The sequence below is a fragment of the Rhizobium sp. NZLR10 genome, from assembly GCF_019685125.1.
Lineage (GTDB): Bacteria > Pseudomonadota > Alphaproteobacteria > Rhizobiales > Rhizobiaceae > Rhizobium.
Window position 1 is genome coordinate 57,608 of record NZ_JABDWE010000006.1, and the last position, 17,716, is coordinate 75,323.

The following is a 17,716-nucleotide window of genomic DNA, read 5'->3' on the forward strand; positions in this document are numbered from 1 at the left end:
GACTACTCGGAAACCCAAGCTCAGGATATTCGACCATGAACAATCTGATCAATCTCGCCAGCCACATTCCCACGCCTGATGCCACTCTCACTGTAGCCTACACCCCAATCCGTTTGCCAATGGAAGGCCGCCAGCCGCTTGAACTGCGTTTAACCGCACCTGCAACGGGCAGCCACCTGCCCATTGTGCTCGTGTCGCACGGTTTCGGCCCCTCAAATTACCTTCCATCGAAGGACGGCTACGCTCCATTGGCTCAGTTTTGGGCGGAACGCGGTTTCGCTGTCATTCAGCCAACGCATGCAAGCTCGCGCGTCGGCGGTTTGCCTGCAGGCGCACCTGGCGCGCCTTTCTTCTGGCGCGAGCGCGTGGAGGAGCTGAAGGCGGTCATCGAGCAATTGGTTGAGGTGGAACATCAGGCGCCCGCTGTCTCCGGGCGGCTGGATCATTCCCGAATCGCGGCGGCCGGTCATTCCTTTGGCGGCCACACCGTTGGGCTTCTGTTGGGCGCGCGCGTGGACGGTGAGGATTTTTCCGATCCTCGAATTTCGGCGGGAATTCTGCTGGCTGCTCCTGGGCGCGGCGGAAAGGACATGACCGAGGAGAACGCAAGCCGGTTTCCCTTCTTCGATGTGGATTTTTCCAGTCTGACAACCCTCAGCCTTGTTGTCTGTGGTGATCAGGATGATCCGCATTTCACCCCGCGCGGTCCCGAATGGCATGCGGATGCTTTTCAGGATGGCCCGGGCGCGGAGGCACTGTTGATGTTGCGCGAGGTCGGACACGGGCTTGGCGGGATTGCCGGCCTTGACGCGCGCGAGACCGAAACCGAGGCTCCAGATGTACTGGAAGCCACGAAACGTTTGACCCTCGCCTGGCTTCAGACGGCACTTGCAGTCGATGAACATGCGTGGGTTGGCGCGTGCGGCGCGCTTGAGGGTCTTGCGGCTCCGATTGGGCACGTTACGCGCCGTACACACTAAGCCACATCCGGCGCCCCGGCTGCTAGCAAGTCACCTTCTGGCTGCTGAAGCGGAAGGGGTGTTCTTGCGCACCTAGATCACCACGATCTGGTTGTCGCGGGCGGCAAAGGATTCAGGGAATGCGGCCTGCGCCTGCGTTTCCATCTGCGCCAGCTGTTCGTCGGTGCGGGATGGGGCGTGGTGGAACAGGGCGAAACGTTTGGCGCCGGCTATCTTTGCAAGCTCGGTGCCATGCTCCCAGGTCGAATGGCCGAAGCCCTTGAAACGCTGCATCTCGTCTTCATTGTAGGTGCAGTCGTAGACGACGAGATCGGCACCCTTCATCATCTCCAGCGAGACCGGGTCGTAAGCGCCTGGAATATGCTCGATATCATAGATCAGTGCGACCGAACGGCCCTGCCATTCGATGCGGTAGCCGATGGCGCCGCCCGGGTGGTTGAGCATGAAGGTCTTGATCTCGATGCCCTCGTGAGGCGTCAGCACCTGTCCGGAATGGAAATCTCGGAAGTTCATCGTCGCCTGACAGATGTCGGTCTTGACCGGAAACCAGGGCGGGCTGATGAACTGCTCGACCATTTCCCGCGTGCTCATCTTGCCGTCGAGATGGCCGGACCAGATGTTGACGTTGATCGAGGGATAATAGATCGCCTTGAAAAACGGCAGGCCGATGATGTGGTCGTAATGGCAATGGCTGAAGAACAGATCGACGTCGCTGACGCCGTCGGCGAGCAATGACAGCCCCGCCTCGCGCAGGCCGGAGCCCGCGTCGAAGATCATCCGATGTTTTCCGCAGCGAATTTCGATGCAGGACGTATTACCGCCGTAGCGGTCGAACTCGGGGCCCGATACGGGAATACTGCCCCGGACGCCCCAAAATTTTACCTGAAACAGTTCTGTCGTCATCGTTCTTCAAACCGGCCTTCCCGCATCGCCATCGTAATCATAGTTTATCCCGATGCGAAGCAGTAGAATTCCACGGGTTTGCCTGTGCCCCTCTCATTCTCCTAACCGCTAGCGGAAGAAGGAGTAGATTTTCCTAAGCAATCGGCTTTTGCGCCGGAAAGCAAGCCAGTATGGTTGGTTTTCGGTAAACGGGCTGCTGGGCGGGGACATTTTCCCGTAAGTCATGCCTATTAGATGGTTGCGCACGATTGAAAAAACAATTGCTGTCACCTCGCGCCAGAATTCAGCCTGCCAGCATCACGAATTCCACGCCCGAGAAATCAAGCACCCCGCGCAATGGAAGCTGTTTTTGCCAGTCGTCCCGCGCTCATCGCCCGGTTGAGCGGGCACTACCGAATGAATTGGAGAACTGAGCATTGGCGCAACCCAACCCCGCCAAGGTCCGCTTTCAATTTGTAACGCAACGCCCGCGGGATGATGGTTGCGGCGTTTTTGTCTTGCAGATGCTCACCGGCAGACCCTACGGCCAACTTGCCGGCATGATCGATTGGGGAGCACAGACCAATCATTACACCACGTGGAAAGAACTAAGCTGTGTCCTAAGCGAGTTGGGGTGGCGTATTGGCGAGGTACGCAAGGTGGAGAGCTGGAGTGACGTCATCGGGGTGGCGGTCGTCCATGTCGAAGGAGACCACTTTATCCTGTATGACGCTGATAACGGCATTTTCTATGACCCAGGCCAATGGGAAGGTCCCGATCTCGATACCCAGCTTGTTCCCCTGAGCTATCTTCCTGTGCATTTGCCAGAAAGTGCATAAACCGCCGACAATTGTTGGATCATCCAGCGGGCGTTGATTTCTGCCGCCGCAATTCCTGAGGCTGGACACGACAGGCATCTCCGCCGAGGTCGGTGTGACTCGCATCTGTGACCGAATAGAGAGCGCAAGCCTGACCAAACTAAAGGGGTATGTGGATCCGCGCACATTCAGTGTCCGCGGAAACCTCCATCGTATGAGAAAATTGGGTTCGGTATTGCGTGAATGCTTCCTTGCTTGGCATTGCCGAAAAGCGATATATCAGATGATATGAGAAATATAAGAGACTCGTGATGCTCCAGCCTGTTGTAAACGAGACCATCGCCGAGAGCAGCTACCGGCGCATTCGGGCCGACATCATTTTCGGGCGGCTGGCGCCCGGGCAAAAATTGAGACTGGAAAGCCTGAAGGAGGCCTACGATACCAGCATCAGTACGCTCAGAGAGGTGCTGAACCGGCTCTCCTCCGAGGGTCTGGTCGTTGCCGAGGGACAGAAGGGGTTTGAAGTTTCTCCGGTATCCGTCTCCGACCTCAAGGAGACGGCGGCAATGCGGCTTCTGCTCGAGACGCATGCCTTGGAGCAGTCATTCGCGCATGGAGACGTGGAATGGGAGGCGCCGCTGGTATCGGCCCACTACAAATTGGCGCGGATGGAGCAGGTGATGGCAACCGGCGACACCAGCAGGGCCGAGGACTGGAAGCGCTATGATTGGGAATTCCACCAGGCCTTGATTTCCGCATGCGGGTCGAAACTGCTGATGCAGACCCACTCGGGGATCTTCGACAAATATCTAAGGTATCAGATGGTCGCTTTGTCCTACCGGGGTGACGTCGCCGCCGATGAACACCAGCAGCTTCTGGATGCGGCCCTGCGACGGGATGCAGAGACGGCCAAGCGAGTGCTTGCGTTTCATATCCAGGGCGGGGTGGAACATGCGCTGGCCAAAGGGACATTGAAATAACAACGGAGGTCTTTTCAAGATTTAAGGCCATCACACTTCTCGGCGAAACCAGGAAAAGCCATGCTCAAGCAAGTCCACGACCCGGCTGAAACAGTAAGCGATGTCGTCTTCCGGCAGATCCGCGAGGATATCATATCAGGCATATTGGCGCCGGGGGCCAAGATCAAACTGGAGCAGGCAAAGGAGCGCTACTCGATCGGCATTTCGTCGCTGCGCGAAATTCTGAGCCGCCTGACCACGGAGAACCTCGTCGTCGCCGAGGGGCAGCGTGGTTTTGAAGTGAGCCCTGCTTCGCGGCGGGAGTTGCTGGAGCTTGCCGACCTGAGGATCGTTCTTGAAACGCATGCGATCGGCCTTGCATTCGCAGCCGGAAATCTCGAATGGGAAGGGCGCATCGTCGCTGCCCATCACCGGCTGGCTGCCGCTGAGCGCAAGCTGCTGGCGGGCGACGTCTCGCGCACGGTCGACTGGGTCCGATACGATTGGGAGTTCCATCAGGCGATCGTCTCGGCCTGCAATTCAGCGACGCTGATGGCGACATTGTCGTCGGTGTTCGACCGCTTCCTTCGTTACCATATGCTGGCCGAAAGCTTTCGCGGAAAGCCTGTTGTCGATGACCACAGGCTTTTGTTCGAACTGTCCATTCAACGTGACGTCGCCGGCGCGACCGAGGTGGTCAGACGGCATGTACAAAGCGGCGTAGAGCATGTGCTGAAGAGCGGCCGCATTCTCTGATTTAATAAGCGTCTTTCGGAATTCCTTCCGGACGCATCTGCCTTTTCAGCGCGGCGATCCGGAAAATTGCATTTGGCGCGCCATATCCGCGATAGCCGCGGCGCTCGACGATCTCGAAAAAGAAACCCTCGCCATAGGTTCCGCTATAGAGCTGGAAATATTCGCCATGCTCGTCTCGGTCATAGAGGATGTTCTCTGCTTTCAGCCGCTCGGTCATGACAGGATCGAGCCCGAAGCGGGCTTCGACGTCGTCGTAATAGTTCGGCGAAATGTGCAGGGACCTGAAGCCGCAGCCACGAAGTTTTTCGGCGGTTGCAAAGATGTCGTCGGTTGAAAATGCCAGATGCTGGATGCCGGACCCGAACTTCTCCGCAATGAAATGTCCGGCCAGGGTGCGGCGATTTTCGGCTCCGTTCATGGTAATGCGCAACTCGCCCGACTGGTTCTCGACGACTTGGCTGCGCACCACCCCGGCTGGATCGATGATGTCGACCATCGGGGTCTTATGGGTCTCGAAGATCGACGTGTAGAACAGAAGCCAGGTGAGCATTTCATCATAGCCGACCGTCTGGGCGACGTGATCGACGCGAAAAAGGCCGCCGTCCGCCGTCTGGGCGTCGTCGGTGACCGGCCGAAAGTCGATTTCGGAAAAGCGCCCCAAGGCGCTCTTGTCGTCGATCAGATAGACGATGCCGCCGCCCACACCCCGAATGGCCGGCAGTTCAAGCTCGCCCGCCGCGACCGGCTGGCTGAATGCCTCCGCATCCAGGGCAAGGGCGCGCGCATACGCCTTTGCGGCATCGTCGACGACCAAGGCGATCGCATAGGCAAACGTGCCATGAACGGCGTAGGCCGCATTGGCGAATCCCGCCTGATCGACATTGACGAGGATCCGGATCTCGCCCTGCTCGAACAGAGAGACTTTCTTGGTGCGGTGGACGGCAGTCTGCTTGAACCCGAGGGTGCGCAGCAAAGCCACCAGCTCGACTTCATCTTGTTCGTCCGTGGCAAACTCCACGAAGCCGACACCTTTCACGGCAGCCCTTTGCGGCATCGCCGCCCCGGTCATGCTGTCGGCGCCGAGATGGCGCCGCACCTGGTCGCCGAGATAGATCAGTGAGCGGTGGCCGTCGGCGGCGATTGCCCGCGACAGGCCGCCTCGAAACTGGTCGTTGAAAATCTCCAGCGAGAAATACCCGTCATAACCTGTGGCAGCGACGGCTTCGGTGAACGCCGTGACGGGAAGATCGCCTTCTCCAGGCATATTTCGGAAGTGACGGCTCCAATAGAGCAGGTCCATGTCGATCAGCGGCGCATCGGCAAGCTGGACGATAAAGATCTTCTCTTTGGGAAGCGAGCGGATGGAATTGACGTCGATCTTGCGCGACAAGGTGTGGAAGCTGTCGAGGATGAGGCCGACATTCGGATGATCGGCGCGTCGCACGATTTCCCAGGCGTCGCGGTGGTCGCTGATATGGCGACCCCAGGCGAGCGCCTCGTAGCCCACTCTCAGTCCACGCCGGGCGGCACGCTCGCCGAGTTCCCGGAAATCCTCAGCCGCACGGTCGATGCCGCCGATGGCCGCCGGCGAGACGTTCGAGCAGACCAGCACCAAATCTGTTCCAAGCTGCTGCATCACGTCGAACTTCCGTTCGGCGCGATCGAAGGTGCGGCTTCGCAGCGGCTCCGGCATGCCCTCGAAATCTCGAAACGGCTGAAACAGCGTGATCTCCAGGCCATGGTCGCGCACGAGTTTTCCGACATCGGCCGGGCTTCCGTCGAATGCCAGGAAATCATTTTCGAAAATCTCGACGCCGTCGAAGCCCGCTCGGGCGATTGCCTCGAGCTTTTCCGGCAGTTCGCCGCTGATCGTCACAGTCGCAATCGAGGTCTTCATATCAAAGCCCTTTCGGCATCCACCGCCAGCCGCGAAAACTCGCTCTCACCTATTATTGCAAATCTCGTGAGGAATTAAAATAGATAGAGCTATTATAAAATCTCATATGATTTTGAAAAACTCTGTTGATTTAGCCGTCCGTCTCTGGCAATCATTCCTCCCACAGTCAAAAGGTGAGGTGGCTGTCCGGTCGAATGACCGTCAAAGAGGAGGAAACATAATGTTCAAGTCTATGCTGACGCGCCGAAACGCCATGCTCGGAGCCGCAGCCTTTGTGGCTGCCGTCACCTTGGCGCAACCGGCCGCCGCGATTACGCCTGATGAAATCAAGGCTCGCGGTAAGATCATCGTCGGAATTCAGGGTGACAACCCGCCTTGGGGTTTTGTGACCAGCGGCGGCAAACAGGACGGCCTCGACGCCGACATCGCGACGCTGTTTGCCAAGGAATTGGGTGTTACCGTCGAGTTCGTGCCGCTTGAAGTCAACAACCGCATTCCGGCCCTCACGGCCGGCCGCGTCGACGTTCTGTTTGCAACCATGGCGATGCTGCCGGATCGCGCAAAGGCCGTGCAGTTCAGCAAGCCCTATGTGGCCAATGCCATCGTTCTGATCGGTCCCAAATCGGCAGAGATCAAGACGAATGCCGACATGGCCAAATTCAGCGTCGGCGTCGCCAAGGGTGCAGCGCAGGACACGCAGGTGACGAAGAACGCGCCTGAGGGCACGACGATCCGGCGCTATGACGGAGACGCTGCGAGCGTCCAATCCCTCGTTTCCGGCCAGGTCGATACGCTGGGCGGCAACATCTTCTATATGGACCGCGTCGAGAAGGCCCGTCCGGGCGAATTCGAAAACAAGCTTGAATTCCAGAAACTCTACAACGGCGCTTGCACGCGTCTCGGCGAGAAGGAAATCAACGCGGCGCTGAACACCTTCATCGACAAGATCAAGGCAAACGGCGAGCTCAAGACCGTCTACGACAAGTGGATGAAGGTCCCGGTCCCGCAATTCCCGGAAACGCTGGAAGGCATTCCGTTTGCGGTGAACTGAGCCAACGCTAAAGGCGGGACGAGGCCCGGGCCTTCCGGCTGATGATAAGGCCCGCTAACCACTCCTCCGTCATGCTCGGGCTCGTCCCGAGCATCTTCGGCGGCAGATCCTCGGCACAAGGTCGAGGATGACGTCCAGAGAGAAGTGAAGTCCTTATTTAGGACGGCGGGCATGCCCTGCCCATCAACGCAACCGCCATGCCCAAGGCCCCGAGGTGCGCGACATGACCAGAACCATCTTTGTGCTCAACGGACCGAACCTGAACCTGCTGGGTGAGCGCGAGCCTGCCATCTACGGGTCGACGACGCTGGCAGATATCAAGGACAAGTGCCTCGCAAAGGCTGGGAGTCTCGGCTTTGCCATCGACTTCCGCCAGACCAATTTCGAGGGCGAGTTGGTCGAAAGCGTGCACCAGGCCCGCAAAGGGGCCTGCGGTATCATCATCAATCCGGCCGGCTATACCTTCACCTCAATCGCGCTTCTCGATGCGCTGAAGATGTTCGATCCGCCGAAGATCGAGCTGCACATCTCGAATGTTCATGCGCGCGAAAGCATCTACCACAATTCGCTGATCTCGCGCGTCGCCACGGCGATCATGATCGGCTTTGGCGCCCGCGGTTATGAGCTCGCGATAGAAGCTATGGCCGACATGGCGGGAGCAGCGAAGGCATGAATTATAAGTTGGATTTCACCCCGGTTATCGATGGGCTGCCAAGTCTGCTGCTCGGCTGTCTCGGGACATTCCTGCTTGCCATTTGTGGAATGCTGCTGGCGATCGTCATCGGAATTGGCGGAGTTGCCCTGCGCGATTCTCCGCTGAAGCCGGTGCGGTGGCTGGTCATCGCCTTCGTCGAGTTGATCCGCAACACGCCGTTCCTGGTCCAGATCTTTTTCATCTACTTCGCGCTTCCGCTCACCGGCATCAGGCTGGATCCAACGCCGACGGCGATCATCGCGCTCGGCATCAATGGTGGCGCCTATGCAATCGAGATCATTCGCGGCGGCGTCCAGTCGATCCCGAAGGGGCAGATGGAAGCCGGCCTGGCGCTTGGCCTGCACAAGGCGCAGGTCTTCCGGCTGATCATCCTCAAGCCGGCGTTGCGGGCGATCTACCCGTCTCTGACCAGCCAGTTCGTGCTGTTGACACTGACCACCAGCATTGCCTCGGCGATCTCGGCCTACGAGCTGACCTCCGTTTCCCAGCGGATCGAATCGGAGAGCTTTCGGAGCTTCGAAGTCTACTTCACCGTCACGGTTTTCTATTTCGTGATTTCCTGGCTGATGATGCGCCTGTTTGCGCTGTTTTCGGCCCGCTACTTCAAATATCCCGTCAAGTAGGAGGAATTCCATGGGTCACGACGAGTTCGTCTTCCTCCTGATCGGCCTGAAATGGACCGTCGTCCTCTCCGCAGTCGGCTTTGTCTGCGGCTGCATTGCCGGGCTCGGTGTCGCTCTCGCCCGCGTCTCGGGCATCCCGCTGTTGGAACGCCTGACCGCCGGCTACATCGCCGTCTTCCAGGGAACGCCGCTTCTGATGCAGCTTTTCGTGACCTATTACGGTCTCGCTCTGGTCGGGCTGATGCTCGATGCCTGGGTGGCCGTCGCCATCGGACTGACGCTTCATGCCAGCGCCTATCTCGGCGAGATCTGGCGCGGATCGATCGAGGCGGTTCCGCGCGGCCAGACGGAAGCGGCGAAGGCTTTGAGCCTTCGTTATATCTCCCGCATGAAGGATGTCATCCTGCCGCAGGCGCTGCGCATCTCGCTGCCTGCCACGGTCGGCTTCCTCGTGCAGTTGATCAAAGGCACCTCTCTTGCCTCGATCGTCGGCTTCACCGAGCTGACCCGCGCCGGCAACATCATCTCCAATCAGATCTTCCAACCGCTGACGGTCTTCGGCGTCGTCGGCATCCTGTACTTCCTGATGTGCTGCCCGTTGACGATTCTCGGGGCGCGTCTCGAGCGAAGGTTCGCCGCCTCCGCGCGCTGATCCGCGTCCCCTGTTCCTCGATGCGGCCCTGCCCGCCAATCCCGGAGTTCTACCGATGACCAGTCCCATTCCCGCCCAGGCCGCAGAAACCATGATCTCCATGGCGCAGGTGGAAAAGTGGTACGGCTCGTTTCAAGCCCTTCACGATATCAACATGACGGTCCGCAGCGGCGAGAGGATCGTCCTGTGCGGGCCTTCCGGCAGCGGCAAGTCGACGCTCATTCGCTGTATCAACCATCTCGAGACCTACCAGAAAGGTGAAATCCGGGTTGGCGGCATCGTTCTGAGTGACCAGGCCAAGACCGTCGATGCGATCCGCCGGGAGGTCGGCATGGTCTTCCAGCAGTTCAATCTGTTTCCGCACCTGACCGTGCTGCAGAACTGCATGCTGGCGCCGATGAAGGCGATCGGCGTCGGCAGGGCGGAAGCCGAGGAACGGGCACGCGGGCTGCTTGAGCGGGTCAAGATCCTGGAGCAGGCCGACAAATACCCGGTCCAGCTCTCAGGCGGCCAGCAGCAGCGCGTCGCCATTGCCCGCGCGCTTTGCATGCGGCCGAAAGTGATGCTGTTCGACGAGCCGACGTCGGCGCTCGACCCGGAGATGGTCAAGGAGGTGCTGGATACGATGATCGCATTGGCCGACGAGGGCATGACGATGATCTGTGTCACCCATGAGATGGGCTTTGCCCGCCAGGTCGCCGACCGGGTGATCTTCATGGCCAGCGGCGCGATCGTCGAGGAAGCCCCGCCCGCCGAATTCTTCACTAACCCGCAGCACGAGCGCACCCGGAAATTTCTCGGAGAAATCCTGCGGAAGTAGGGGGCAGGGCCGATACCTCGCCAAATTCTGGGAGCCGATCATGAAGCCATTGAAGATTGCAGTCATGGGAGCCGGCCTGATCGGCAGACGCCATGCCGAGCGCATCATATCCGAGCCCGGAACGCTTCTCTCCGCCGTGATCGATCCGTCTTCGGCCGGTCACGACTTTGCCCGCAATGCCGGCGCCCGATGGTATGCGAACTTCCGGGATATCAGTGAGGAAGACAGGCCTTACGGCGTCATCGTGGCAACACCGAACCAGCTCCACGTCGAGAACGCTATGGAGATCATCGCCGCTGGCATCCCGGTTCTGGTCGAAAAACCGATCGCCGACGATGTCGATGCCGCCGCGGCGCTGGTTGCGGCCGGCGAGAAGGCCGGGATCCCGATTCTGGTCGGCCATCACCGGCGTTACAACCCGATGATCCAGGCGGCCAAACAAATCGTCGACGGCGGCCGGCTTGGCCGGATCATCGCGGTGCATGGCACCTTCTGGGTCGCCAAGCCCGACGACTATTTCGACATCTCCTGGCGGCGGGAAGCCGGCGCCGGCCCAATCTTCGTCAACCTGATCCATGATGTCGACCTCTTCCGATTTCTGTTCGGCGAGGTCGAAGCCGTGCAGGCGATGGAATCGCACGCCGTGCGCCACCACGCCGTCGAGGATACGGCCGTTGTCTCGTTGCGGTTTGCAAACGGCGTTCTCGCCACGCTTAACGGCAGCGATGCGGTGGCGGCGCCCTGGAGCTGGGAGGCGACCACCGGCGAGAACCCGGCATTTCCACGCTACAGCAGCCATTGTTACCAGATCGGCGGCACCAAGGGTTCGCTCGCAATTCCCGATCTGACGCTTTGGACAGCGACGTCGAAGCCGAATTGGCTGGAGCCGCTTGCCGAGGAGCGCGTACCCTTTGAAGCAGCCGATCCGCTTTGCCGTCAGCTCCGCCATTTTTGCGATGTGATACGTGGCGATGCCGCGCCCCTCGTAAGCGGGCGCGAGGGACTCGCCACCCTCAGGGTCGTCGAAGCGATCAAGAGATCGGCGTGCTCGGGGCAGATGGTCCGCCTCTCTGACGCCGTTGCCTCTGCCGATCCCCAGAAAGTCTAGCCACATGATCACCGGCACGACCAAACTCATCGCTCACCTCGGTTATCCCACCGAGTCGTTCAAGGCGCCTCTGATCTACAATCCGTATTTCGAAAAGACCGGCATCGATGCGGTCGTCGTGCCGATGGGCTGCCGGCCGGAGGACTATCCGGCGTTCCTGAAGCTTGTCTTCCGGCTCTCCAATATCCACGGTGCGCTGATCACGATGCCGCACAAGATTGCGACGATGGCACTGCTCGACGAAGCCTCGACCAACGCCAAAGTCGCGGGCTCGTGTAATGCGGTGCGTCTCGATGCCGATGGCAGGCTGATTGGTGACATGTTCGATGGCGAGGGCTTCGTGCGGGGCGTTCTGCGCAAAGGCAGAAAGGTCGACGGCGCCCATGCGCTCGTCGTCGGCGCCGGCGGCGTCGGCTCGGCGATCGCGGCGTCGCTGGCGCAGGCAGGTGTGGGCCATCTCTCAATCTTCGACGCCAGCGAGACAGCCGCGACCGCGCTGCTCGGCCGGTTGAAGACATATTATCCGCATCTGCACGTCACGACCGGCTCTCTCGATCCGGCAGGGTTCGATATCGTCGTGAACGCGACACCGCTTGGAATGCGGCGGGGTGACCCTCTGCCGATCGATGTCGACCGCATCTCCCCATCGACCTTCGTCGGCGAGGTGGTGCTGAGCAAGGAGATCACCCCGTTGCTGGAGGCAGCACGGGCTCGGGGCTGCGCCTTTCAAGTCGGCACGGATATGCTGTTCGAACAAATCCCCGCCTATCTCGAATTCTTCGAATTCCCAACAACGACGGCCGACAATCTGCGGGCCATAGCCAGGCTCGTTTGATGCTCGTTTCGCCTGAGGTAAAAGATCGCGACGGGCTTTAGACCACCCCAAGCCGCCTGATATTCCCCACTAACTCCCCCGCCAGCCGCAAGCTGGCGGCGGTTGCCATCGCCATTTGCGGCAGCAGCAGCCATTCGAGCGTCCAGGCGGCGCCGGAGCGTTCCTGTTCATGGACGAGGGATTGGTGAATGCCCGACAGCGCCGTGGCGTTGAAGCGGGCAAGCGAGACCAGCACCTCGGCGGCAACGGGGTTCTGTTTGTGGGCCATCGCCGACGAAGTGCCGCCGCCTGATATTTCTATCTCCTGGCCTGACTGGGCGAGCAGGGCGATATCCTGGCCGATTTTGCCGAGGCTGCCCGAGATCGACGCAAACAGGCCGGCAATATCGGCGATCGGCAGACGGCCGCTCTGCCATTGCGTGGTGTCGGTGAGGCCGAGTTCCTGGGCGAGCGAGGCACGGACGGTTGCGGCGTGCGGCCCGAGCTTGTCGAGCGTGCCGGCGGCCCCACCGAGCTGGACGGGAAAACTCTGCTCGGTCAGGCGGTCGCGATAGGTCGTCAGCGGCGCGCGCCACGCAGTGAGACGGTCGGAGACGCTGATCGGGATCGCCGCCTGCATGCGGGTATGACCCATCAGCCGGTTGCGGCCGAACTGGCGATCGAGCCCATCGAGCTCTGCGACGATGGCGGAAAGCCGGCCGGCAAACAGGAAGACGACGGCCTTCAGCCGGATCATCAGACTGGTGTCGATGACATCCTGGCTGGTGGCGCCGAGATGCAGGCTTTTCGCCGCTTCCTCGCCGACGTCGGTGCGCAGCTGCTTGATGAGCTCGGGAACGACGACGCCATCGCGTGCCGTGGCCGCTCGCAAACGGGGCAGGTCGGGAGAAAAGCCGGCGCAGATTTCGGCGATCCGCCTTGCGGCTTCGGCAGGGATGAGGCCATGGGTGGCTTCGGCCCTCGCCAGCGCGGCCTCGAAGGCGAGCATGGCGCGAATGTCGGCCCCGGCGGAGAAGTAGGGCGCGATTTCATCGTCGCCGAGCAGGCCGGAGAGGAAGGGATGGTCGAAGGGCGATGCGGTCATGAATTGCTCGTTTGTGATGGAGGCCCCTCATCCGGCTGCCGCCACCTTCTCCCCGAGGGGAGAAGGGGTTTTGAGGCATTGTCCCGTCTCCTCTCGGGAAAGGGTAAGGTGAGGGGACGCTACTTGCACTGGGCCCTATCGGCAAGTTACTTGCCGGCTCTTAAATATCCAGAAACACCGTTTCCTTCGGACCCTGCAGATGGATGTCGAAATGGCAGGTCGCGGCGTCGCGGGTGGCGACCAGGGTTGCGACACGCTCGCGATGTTCGATGCGCTGAAGCAGCGGGTCGGCGCTGTTGGCCTCCGTCTCCTCCGGAAAATACATGCGGGTGTGCAGGCCGATATTGATGCCGCGGGCGACGATCCAGACGGTGATGTGCGGCGCCATCTTGCGGCCGTCCTTGAAGGGGACACGGCCGGGCTTGATGGTCTCGAAGCTATAGACGCCGTCTGCGGACCGGGTCGGGCAGCGGCCCCAGCCGGTGAAATTGGGATCGGCTGTGCCGCGCATTTCCGACGGGCTGTTGTAAAGGCCGGCGCTGTCGGCTTGCCAGATTTCGACGACGGCATCGCGCACCAGTGCGCCGGCGCCGTCGAAGATGCGGCCGGTCATGGTGATGCGTTCGCCGAGCGTCTTGTCGTTGATCATCTCGGTGCCGAGATCGGTATCGTAGACGCCCGCTATGTCGCAGAAATTCGGTGTCAGGCCGATATGGACATAGGGACCTGCCGTCTGCGACGGAGTTTCCTTGAGATAGCCAAGCTGCTGCATGGTCAGTTGCCCTCCAGCCTGTTTTCGAACATCGTCGAGCGGCGGCCGCGCAGCACGATATCGAATTTATAGGCGCGTGAATCCATCGGGATGGTGTTGCCCCAGTCGAGCGGCGCGATCAGCTGCTCGATCGCCGCCTTGTCGGGGATCGTGCCGACGATCGGACATTTCCAGATCATCGGATCGCCTTCGAAATACATCTGGGTGATCAGGCGCTGGGCAAAACCGTGGCCGAAGATCGAAAAGTGGATATGGGCGGGGCGCCAGTCGTTGACGCCGTTCGGCCAGGGATAGGCGCCGGGGCGGACGGTGCGGAAATGGTAGCGGCCTTCCTCGTCGGTGATCGTGCGGCCGCAGCCGCCGAAATTCGGGTCGATCGCCGCGAGATAGGATTCCTTCTTGTGGCGATAGCGGCCGCCGGCATTGGCCTGCCAGAACTCGACCAGTGCACCGGCAAGCGGCTTGGCGCGCTCGTCGAGCACACGGCCGTGGACGATGATGCGCTCGCCGATGGCGCTTTCGCCGGAGCGCGCATAATTCAGGATCAGGTCGTTGTCGAGATCGCCGATCATCGAATGGCCGAAGACCGGGCCTGTCGTTTCGGAGATCGTGCCGTCGAGCGAGAGCAGCGCACGCTGCGGCGCGCGCAGCACGGATGTTTTATAGCCGGGGGTCAGCGCCGGCGCATGCCAGGCGCGGTCGCGGGCGAAGAAGGCGCCGGTCTCGGGCTTGCGGTTCGGTAATTCGGACATCTCTCCCCCTCAGGCCGCCTTTTCGGCGTCCATCTGTTCAAAGGCCTGCTTGGCAATCTTGATCGCGTGATTGGCGGCGGGAACGCCGGCGTAGATTGCCACATGCAGCAGCGCTTCGCAGACATCCTCGCGGGTGGCGCCGGTGTGGGCGGTGGCGCGCACATGCATGGCAACCTCGTCATCCTGGCCGAGCGCCGCCAGCAGTGCGATGGTGACGATCGAGCGCTCGCGTTTGGTCAGCCCCGGGCGCGACCAGACATGACCCCAGGCGGCTTCGGTGATCAGTTCCTGGAAGGGCCGGTCGAATTCGGTCGCCGCGGCTGTGGCGCGATCGACATGGGCGTCGCCAAGCACGGCGCGGCGGGTCGCCATGCCCTGCCGGTGGCGCTCCGAGGAGGAGGCGGTTTCGTTCATCGGTTGGTTTCTCCAGGCGGAAGAGATGTCAGGAAGGCGCGGATGATCGCCGTCAGCGCGTCCGGCTGCTCGACGCAGGGAATATGGGCGCAATCGGCGATCACCTCGTATCGGGCGCCTGGGATCAGCTTCGCGGTCGAAAACACGAGATCGGGCGGTGTCGAGCCGTCCTGGTCGCCGACGATACAGATGGTCGGGACAGTGATCTTCTTTGCCGCCTCGGTGAAATCGGCATCGCGGATCGCTTCGCAGGCGGCGATATAACCCTCGACCGGCTGGCGCGTCAGCATGTTGCAGTAACCGGCATAGGCGGTGCTTTCGGGCCGACGGAAGGCTGGCGTGAACCAGCGCTCCATAATGGCGTCGACAATGCTGGCGATGCCGTTTTGCTCGACCGCGGCGATGCGGGCGTTCCAGCTTTCCGAGGTGCCGATCTTATGGGCGGTGTCGCAGAGGATCAGCGCGCGGACCAGATCCGGCCGGCGCTGATAGAGCGACTGGGCGACGAGGCCGCCGATGGAGAGGCCTAAAATAACCGCATCTTTGACGGAAAGCAGATCGAGCAGCCCGGCGAGATCCGTTGCATGATCCTCGATCGAAGCGGGGAGCTGGCCGACATCGGAAAGCCCGTGGCCGCGCTTGTCGTAAAGCACGATGGCGTAGTCGCCGGCAAGCCGCACCACGACGTCGCGCCAGATACGGAAATCCGTTCCGAGCGAATTGACAAAGACAATCACCGGCCGGTCGGCGGGCGCACCGATCACCTGATAATGGATCGTCACGTCGTTGATGCGGGCAAATTGCACGTCACTCTCCTCCTGAATAGTAAAATTGAATGGTTGATCCGGTTAAGTAAAATGATATTTTTCTGCTTTTCAATAACCATGGAGTTATGTGAGTGATGATCGACAGCCGCGTCAAGTTTCGCCATCTGCAGACCTTTGTCGAGGTGGCGCGGCAGAAGAGCGTCATGAAGGCGGCTGAATTGCTGCATGTCAGCCAGCCGGCGGTCACCAAGACGATCCGCGAGCTGGAACAAGCGCTGGGCGTTGCCGTCTTCGAGCGCGATGGCCGCGGCATCAAGATCACCCGTTATGGCGAAGTCTTCCTCCGCCATGCCGGGGCGGCGCTGACGGCGCTGCGCCAGGGTCTCGATTCCGTCGCGCAGGAGCAGTTTGCCGATGCACCGCCGATCCGGATCGGCGCCCTGCCGACGGTGTCGTCGCGCATCATGCCGCGGGCGATGGGACTCTTCCTCAAGGAGAGGACCTGGAGCCGGGTGAAGATCGTCACCGGCGAGAACGCGGTGCTGCTGGAGCAGCTTCGCGTCGGCGATCTCGATGTCGTCGTCGGACGTTTGGCGGGGGCGGAGAAGATGGCGGGCTTTTCCTTCGAACATCTCTACTCCGAGCAGGTGGTGTTTGCCGTGCGCGCCGGCCATCCGCTGCTGAGCGGCGGGCAATCGCCCTTCTCAGGTTTCGGCGATTACACGGTGCTGATGCCGACGCGGGGTTCGATTATCCGGCCGGTGGTCGAAAATTTCCTCATCGCCAACGGCGTCTCCAGCCTGCCGAACCAGATCGAGACGGTCTCGGATGCCTTCGGCCGCGCCTTCCTTCGCTCAAGCGATGCGATCTGGATCATTTCCAACGGCGTGGTGGCCGACGATGTCGCCGACGGACGACTGGCGCTTCTGCCGGTCGATACCGGCGAGACCAAGGGGCCGGTCGGGCTGACGATGCGCGCCGATTCCGCGCCGTCCGTGCCGCAATCGATCCTGATGCAGACGATCCGCGAGGCGGCAGGAGAGGTTTCCTGACATAATGGAGGTGGGCCGATGGAGGATCAAAAGAAGAACCTCGGCAGGCGGGCGACGGAAGCGACGGTGAAATTCGTCGCCGTGCTCGCGGTGATGATCTTCGTCGCTGCAGGTTCGCTGTCCTATTGGCAGGGCTGGCTGTTCTTTCTCAATTTTTCCGCCTGGATCGTTGCGACGACAGCCTATTTTCTGAAATATGACCGCGCCTTGCTGGAACAGCGGCTGCATGTCGGGCCGGCTGCGGAGCGGGAGCCGGCACAGAAGCGCATTCAGCTTTTCAACGGCATCGTGCTGATTGCGCTCTTCATCGGCTCGGCACTCGATTATCGGTTCGGCGGGTCGGCCGTTCCGGCGTCGGTTGTGATTTTCGGCAACATCCTGGTCGCAGCTGGCTTTTACGGCTGCTTCCTGGTCCTGCGGCAGAACAACTTCGCCTCGGCGACGGTCGAGATCCGCAGGGATCAGCGGGTCATTTCAAGCGGGCTCTACAGCATCGTGCGTCATCCGATGTATGCGGCGGCGCTTGTGCTCTTCGTTGGCATAACGCTGTCGCTCGGCTCGTATTGGGGCTTGCTTGCCATCCCTCCTGCCTTAGGCGGACTCGTCGCGCGGCTGCTGGACGAGGAGAAGCATCTGGTAAGAGACCTGCCGGGTTATGCCGAATACCGCCGCAAGGTCCGCTACCGGCTACTGCCGGGATTATGGTGACGCCCGAACCGGTAGTCGGAATGACAACCTCTTGAAATCTGGTTGATGTACGCCCAGATTTGGACTATGTC

General features: G+C 60.8%; 20 protein-coding genes. 13 read left to right on the top strand and 7 right to left on the bottom strand.

Features of this window, described 5'->3' with window-relative positions; translation table 11 throughout:
• Window positions 1-35 precede the first annotated feature (35 nt).
• The gene (locus tag HJB82_RS11050) at window positions 36-980 is read left to right on the top strand and encodes a dienelactone hydrolase (protein ID WP_207585481.1); all 945 of its coding nucleotides are present in this window, start codon (window positions 36-38) and stop codon (window positions 978-980) included.
• Between the two features lie 72 nt (window positions 981-1,052).
• Here the strand turns inward: HJB82_RS11050 and HJB82_RS11055 are convergent, their stop codons facing one another.
• Window positions 1,053-1,883 (bottom strand): MBL fold metallo-hydrolase, encoded by an 831-nt coding sequence (locus HJB82_RS11055; RefSeq protein WP_207585482.1) that lies wholly within the window; start codon window positions 1,881-1,883, stop codon window positions 1,053-1,055.
• Window positions 1,884-2,299: 416 nt separating this feature from the next.
• Here HJB82_RS11055 and HJB82_RS11060 point away from each other — a divergent pair, with 416 nt between their 5' ends.
• The 3 genes from HJB82_RS11060 (at window position 2,300) to HJB82_RS11070 (ending at window position 4,395) form a co-directional block, all read left to right on the top strand.
• Window positions 2,300-2,701, top strand: coding sequence for a hypothetical protein (locus HJB82_RS11060; RefSeq protein ID WP_246762887.1), 402 nt, complete (start codon window positions 2,300-2,302; stop codon window positions 2,699-2,701).
• A gap of 290 nt (window positions 2,702-2,991) precedes the next feature.
• Window positions 2,992-3,660, top strand: coding sequence for a GntR family transcriptional regulator (locus tag HJB82_RS11065; protein ID WP_207585483.1), 669 nt, complete (start codon window positions 2,992-2,994; stop codon window positions 3,658-3,660).
• Window positions 3,661-3,720: 60 nt separating this feature from the next.
• Window positions 3,721-4,395: a GntR family transcriptional regulator gene (locus HJB82_RS11070; protein WP_221139951.1), complete on the top strand. Its 675-nt coding sequence runs from the start codon at window positions 3,721-3,723 to the stop codon at window positions 4,393-4,395.
• Window position 4,396: 1 nt separating this feature from the next.
• Here the strand turns inward: HJB82_RS11070 and HJB82_RS11075 are convergent, their stop codons facing one another.
• Window positions 4,397-6,292 carry a bifunctional sugar phosphate isomerase/epimerase/4-hydroxyphenylpyruvate dioxygenase family protein gene (locus HJB82_RS11075; RefSeq protein WP_207585485.1) on the bottom strand — a complete coding sequence of 632 codons (1,896 nt, stop codon included), beginning with the start codon at window positions 6,290-6,292 and terminating at the stop codon, window positions 4,397-4,399.
• A 220-nt stretch (window positions 6,293-6,512) separates the two neighbouring features.
• On the opposite strand from HJB82_RS11075, the gene HJB82_RS11080 reads away from it, so the two are divergent.
• The 7 genes from HJB82_RS11080 to HJB82_RS11110 all read left to right on the top strand — a co-directional run bounded on the left by HJB82_RS11080 (window position 6,513) and on the right by HJB82_RS11110 (window position 12,096).
• Window positions 6,513-7,343 (top strand): transporter substrate-binding domain-containing protein, encoded by an 831-nt coding sequence (locus HJB82_RS11080; protein WP_207585486.1) that lies wholly within the window; start codon window positions 6,513-6,515, stop codon window positions 7,341-7,343.
• A 223-nt stretch (window positions 7,344-7,566) separates the two neighbouring features.
• Window positions 7,567-8,016 (top strand): type II 3-dehydroquinate dehydratase, encoded by a 450-nt coding sequence (locus tag HJB82_RS11085; RefSeq protein ID WP_207585487.1) that lies wholly within the window; start codon window positions 7,567-7,569, stop codon window positions 8,014-8,016.
• Window positions 8,013-8,681 carry an amino acid ABC transporter permease gene (locus HJB82_RS11090; RefSeq protein ID WP_207585488.1) on the top strand — a complete coding sequence of 223 codons (669 nt, stop codon included), beginning with the start codon at window positions 8,013-8,015 and terminating at the stop codon, window positions 8,679-8,681. The genes HJB82_RS11085 and HJB82_RS11090 overlap by 4 nt, the downstream gene beginning before the upstream one ends.
• 10 nt (window positions 8,682-8,691) lie before the next feature.
• Window positions 8,692-9,333, top strand: a complete 642-nt coding sequence (locus tag HJB82_RS11095; RefSeq protein WP_207585489.1) for an amino acid ABC transporter permease — start codon at window positions 8,692-8,694, stop codon at window positions 9,331-9,333.
• A 55-nt stretch (window positions 9,334-9,388) separates the two neighbouring features.
• Window positions 9,389-10,153, top strand: a complete 765-nt coding sequence (locus HJB82_RS11100) for an amino acid ABC transporter ATP-binding protein (RefSeq protein ID WP_281438274.1) — start codon at window positions 9,389-9,391, stop codon at window positions 10,151-10,153.
• Between the two features lie 40 nt (window positions 10,154-10,193).
• The gene (locus HJB82_RS11105) at window positions 10,194-11,261 is read left to right on the top strand and encodes a Gfo/Idh/MocA family protein (RefSeq protein WP_207585490.1); all 1,068 of its coding nucleotides are present in this window, start codon (window positions 10,194-10,196) and stop codon (window positions 11,259-11,261) included.
• A 4-nt stretch (window positions 11,262-11,265) separates the two neighbouring features.
• Window positions 11,266-12,096, top strand: a complete 831-nt coding sequence (locus tag HJB82_RS11110) for a shikimate dehydrogenase (RefSeq protein ID WP_221139952.1) — start codon at window positions 11,266-11,268, stop codon at window positions 12,094-12,096.
• 37 nt (window positions 12,097-12,133) lie between these two features.
• Here HJB82_RS11110 and HJB82_RS11115 read toward each other — a convergent pair whose 3' ends face one another.
• The 5 genes from HJB82_RS11115 to pcaD all read right to left on the bottom strand — a co-directional run bounded on the left by HJB82_RS11115 (window position 12,134) and on the right by pcaD (window position 15,924).
• Window positions 12,134-13,180 (bottom strand): 3-carboxy-cis,cis-muconate cycloisomerase, encoded by a 1,047-nt coding sequence (locus HJB82_RS11115; RefSeq protein WP_221139953.1) that lies wholly within the window; start codon window positions 13,178-13,180, stop codon window positions 12,134-12,136.
• A gap of 160 nt (window positions 13,181-13,340) precedes the next feature.
• On the bottom strand, window positions 13,341-13,952 hold the full coding sequence (gene pcaG, locus HJB82_RS11120) for a protocatechuate 3,4-dioxygenase subunit alpha (RefSeq protein ID WP_221131835.1): 612 nt from the start codon (window positions 13,950-13,952) through the stop codon (window positions 13,341-13,343).
• A 2-nt stretch (window positions 13,953-13,954) separates the two neighbouring features.
• Window positions 13,955-14,704 (bottom strand): protocatechuate 3,4-dioxygenase subunit beta, encoded by a 750-nt coding sequence (gene pcaH / locus HJB82_RS11125; protein ID WP_221131836.1) that lies wholly within the window; start codon window positions 14,702-14,704, stop codon window positions 13,955-13,957.
• Window positions 14,705-14,713: 9 nt separating this feature from the next.
• Entirely contained in the window at window positions 14,714-15,118 is a 405-nt protein-coding gene (pcaC, locus tag HJB82_RS11130; protein WP_221139954.1) for a 4-carboxymuconolactone decarboxylase, read from the bottom strand.
• Window positions 15,115-15,924, bottom strand: coding sequence for a 3-oxoadipate enol-lactonase (gene pcaD / locus HJB82_RS11135; RefSeq protein WP_221139955.1), 810 nt, complete (start codon window positions 15,922-15,924; stop codon window positions 15,115-15,117). Before pcaD ends, pcaC begins: the two co-directional genes overlap by 4 nt.
• 95 nt (window positions 15,925-16,019) lie before the next feature.
• On the opposite strand from pcaD, the gene pcaQ reads away from it, so the two are divergent.
• The gene (gene pcaQ, locus HJB82_RS11140; protein ID WP_207585497.1) at window positions 16,020-16,937 is read left to right on the top strand and encodes a pca operon transcription factor PcaQ; all 918 of its coding nucleotides are present in this window, start codon (window positions 16,020-16,022) and stop codon (window positions 16,935-16,937) included.
• 18 nt (window positions 16,938-16,955) lie between these two features.
• Window positions 16,956-17,645 (top strand): isoprenylcysteine carboxylmethyltransferase family protein, encoded by a 690-nt coding sequence (locus HJB82_RS11145; protein WP_207585498.1) that lies wholly within the window; start codon window positions 16,956-16,958, stop codon window positions 17,643-17,645.
• The last annotated feature ends 71 nt before the right edge of the window (window positions 17,646-17,716 follow it).